At 37.7% G+C, this 2,266-nt stretch carries 3 protein-coding genes; 2 read left to right on the forward strand and 1 reads right to left on the reverse strand.

What is annotated here, in order from left to right; genetic code table 11:
• Window positions 1–179, forward strand: a 179-nt coding sequence (locus tag ACOVO2_RS16915; protein ID WP_421771115.1) for a ThuA domain-containing protein, incomplete at its 5' end; no start/stop codon positions are given.
• A 121-nt stretch (window positions 180–300) separates the two neighbouring features.
• On the opposite strand, the gene ACOVO2_RS16920 is transcribed toward ACOVO2_RS16915, so the two are convergent.
• The gene (locus tag ACOVO2_RS16920) at window positions 301–1,590 is read right to left on the reverse strand and encodes a flavin-containing monooxygenase (protein ID WP_421771113.1); all 1,290 of its coding nucleotides are present in this window, start codon (window positions 1,588–1,590) and stop codon (window positions 301–303) included.
• Window positions 1,591–1,740: 150 nt separating this feature from the next.
• Here ACOVO2_RS16920 and ACOVO2_RS16925 point away from each other — a divergent pair.
• On the forward strand, window positions 1,741–2,266 hold a 526-nt coding region (locus ACOVO2_RS16925; RefSeq protein ID WP_421771114.1), incomplete at its 3' end, for a hypothetical protein.

The raw sequence follows: 2,266 nt of genomic DNA on the forward strand, positions 1-2,266 counted from the left end.
GGGGCGATAACGAAGGAAAAGGGATGGGTTTCCACCCGATTTCTTGGTACCATAACTATGATGGTGGCCGTGCTTTTTATACTGCTCTCGGACATATTCCGTTGGTTTTCAGCGACCAAACTTTCCTTGACCATCTGTATGGCGGTATCTATTGGGCTGCTACTGGTAAAGGACTATGATTTTATTTTTATAATTAGAGATTAAGGATTGGCAATTAAAGAGTGTAGAATATTTTTACTATGAAATATCTACAATCATCAATTCTAAATCCTTAATCTTCAATTAATAAAACTTCAAGAATCATCGCTTCATTTCTTTCTCAATACTTTCTTTGTAAGTAAAAAAGTCCACTTGTAGCGTGTGTCGAGGAGTTTGTTTGTAGCGTTTAGCGAGTTTCTGTTTGTCTTCTTCGATAGATTTTAGCATTGCCTCTTTTGATGGTAACTTACTTTCTCCTTTGATGATTTTGGCAATCCACTTGGCTTGAATTTCGGCCAAAGGCATGATTGCCCCCAAAGGCTGAATCAAAGCCAAAAAGAATAAGTTTTTGTAGTCAGGGTGAATGACCTTTTTGTAAAGTCGAATATCGTTGGTTTCTTCTACATCAAATTCGGCGTAATGTTTCAAGAATGGAAAAGTAACTTTATAGCCAGTTGCATAGATAATCATATCAAAATCTTGCTCTGTTCCATCTTCAAAAACTACCGTTTTCCCTCTAAATTCTTTGATATTTGGCTTGAATTTTATCAAACCTCGCCCCGAAAGGTTTAGTAAATCTTGCGAAAGTGTTGGGTGTTCGCTCAAAACTGGGCGATTCGGCTTTGGCACACCATAGTCTTCTTGTTTGCCACGAGCCAGCCACAGGGTTGTATTGAGCAAAAAGCGTTGTAGCCAAAGTGGTAGTTTGGCAGTCAGAGGATTTGCCAGATTGTCGAAAGGAATACTCCAAATCCAATTGGGCGTAATATATGCACCACTTCGAGTCGAAATTACGACTTTGCCTGTATGTAGGCGAGCAGCTTCGCAAGCGATATCAACGGCTGAGTTACCAATACCCACAATTAGCACGTCTTTATCTTGTACTTGCTCCGATTCTCGATAATAATGAGAATGTAAAACTTCACCCGTAAATTCCCCTTTAAAGGCAGGAGTCGGGAAACGTGGATTCCAATGATGCCCGTTTGCAACAATAACGTATTGATAATCATACGATTGTCGGTTATCAAGCGTGACATTGTATGTGCCATCAGCATTTCTTACGACATCAATAACCGAAGTATTAAAAGTGATGTGCTCACGTAATTTGAAGTGCTCAACGTAGCTTTCAAAATACTCAATAATATCAGAATGGTGCGGAAACATCGGGTAATCATCGGGCATCGGGAAGTCGGAATAAGCCATCACGACTCGATTGGTATTGATATGTAAACTTCGATAAGCCGATGATAGCCCATTATCATTATTCAATCGCCAAACACCACCAATTTTTGAGCCTTTTTCAAAGCAATCGAATGAAATTCCTTTTTCTTTTAGGGCTTTTGCGGCAGTAATTCCAGAAGAACCAGCCCCAATGATACACACTTGTTTCATAGCAGTTTTAGAGTATAGGGTTTTATGTACCTAAAATTAAGAAATATTGTCTATTATTCTTCAATTTTTATGCGTTTTATTAGGGTTTTGTTAGTTGAATATATAATTTCACCAGTCAATTCTTTTGCATCTTACAAAAACTTTATTACCATGAAAAGGGTATTCACACTTGTTTTGCTTTGGAGTTTTTTATACAGTAGTGTTTCGCTCGGACAACTAATAAAAGAATCTATCGACCCAATATTTTATTTAGCTGCTTTGAAAAACATTAACTATCCAATCGGAGCAATCAGAGGTAGCGTTTATGGGCGTATTTATGTTTCTTTTGAAGTAGATTCGAAAGGAAAAGTGAAGGACATTTCTCTCATTTACCCTTTAGTGAGTAAAAAAATCTCCCATTTATTAGGCTTCGAGGCAGAAATTATCAGTGGCTTATCTAAAACTCCTCGTTTAGAAAATACAAGTGTGGGCAAGTACATTCTGCCCATTGCCTTCATTTATAAAAATATCTACTATGGAGAAGACAATGTTCCAACTAATCGAATTTCGGAAGATTATACTAAAAAAGATTATCAATTCTTGAAAGAAATTCAAATCACAGCTCGAAGTGACCAATATCGTTCGCTTCGCCCCTTCTCCAACATTCCGCCGATGAGTAGGCAGATTGTTGATTACT

The sequence above is a fragment of the Emticicia sp. genome, assembly GCF_049241225.1.
Taxonomy (GTDB): Bacteria; Bacteroidota; Bacteroidia; order Cytophagales; family Spirosomataceae; genus Emticicia.

What these genes read in the sequence shown, in the direction of transcription:
- ACOVO2_RS16920 (WP_421771113.1), bottom strand. Translation starts at nt 1,590, where the DNA reads ATGAAACAAGTGTGTATCATTGGGGCTGGTTCTTCTGGAATTACTGCC.